Annotated in this window: 1 protein-coding gene; it reads left to right on the top strand. The window is 67.7% G+C overall.

Annotated features, from left to right (window positions below):
• Nucleotides 1–118 precede the first annotated feature (118 nt).
• Nucleotides 119–1,112 (top strand): IS481 family transposase (locus AB0F52_RS48680; RefSeq protein ID WP_360186502.1); only part of this gene is annotated, 994 nt, incomplete at its 3' end.

Here is a 1,112-nt window from a genome sequence, read left to right as displayed (position 1 = left end):
TGTATTGACCACGGAGGTTGGGTACAGGGCGACACGTGATCGGATGATCTTGGTGTGGGGGAGGGCCTCCGGGTTCGGTGTGGATTGCGACATCTGCACCGGCGACCTGGAGGCCCTCGTGACCCACGCTAACGCACCCTTGACCCCGACCGGCAGGCTGCGCCTGGCCCGCTGTGTCGTCGACGACGAATGGCCGTTGCGGCGAGCCGCGGAGCGGTTCCAGGTGTCGGTCTCCACCGCCGCCCGATGGGCGCGCCGCTACCGCAACCAGGGAGCTTGCGGGATGGAGGATCAGTCCAGCCGGCCGCGCACCAGCCCGAACCGCACCCCGACCCGGACCGAGCGGCGCGTCATCAAGGTGCGGGTGCTCCGCCGCTGGGGACCGGCCCGCATCGCCTACCTGCTCGGATTGAATCCCTCCACGGTGCATCGGATCCTGACCCGCTATCGGCTGGCCCGACTGGCTCACCTCGATCGGGCTACCGGTCGCCCGATCCGCCGCTACGAACACCCCGCACCTGGTGATCTGGTGCACGTCGACATCAATAAGCTGGGCAACATCCCCGACGGCGGCGGCCACAAAGTCCACGGGCGTGCGCTCGGCGGGCGTCACAGTTACGCCCACCGCGATCCGGCCCGGCCCCGCAAGCTCAGCAACCGCGCGAACCTCGGCTACAGCTACCTGCACAACGCCGTCGATGACCACTCACGCCTGGCCTACACCGAAATCCTCCCGGATGAGACGAAGGAAACCGCGGCGGTGTTCTGGGTGCGGGCTCAGGCGTTCTTCACCAGCTGCGGAGTCACCGTCGCGCGGGTCCTGACCGATAACGGGTCCTGTTATCGCTCCCGCCTCTGGCGCGACACGCTGCGCGACGCGCAGATCGTCCACAAACGCACCCGTCCTTACCGGCCGCAGACCAATGGCAAGGTGGAGCGGTTCAACCGGACCCTGCTCGACGAATGGGCCTACGACCAGCCTTACCGCACCGAGACCGAACGCCGCGCGGCGTTACCAGGCTGGTTGCACACCTACAATCACCACCGCGGCCACACCGCACTCGGCGGCAAACCACCCGCCAGCCGCGTCCTCAACCTCACGGGACAGAACA

This window comes from Amycolatopsis sp. NPDC024027, assembly GCF_040638975.1.
In the GTDB taxonomy this organism is placed as follows: domain Bacteria; phylum Actinomycetota; class Actinomycetes; order Mycobacteriales; family Pseudonocardiaceae; genus Amycolatopsis.
The sequence above is the reverse complement of the archived record's forward strand: the minus strand, read 5'-3'. Positions and strand labels throughout refer to the sequence as shown.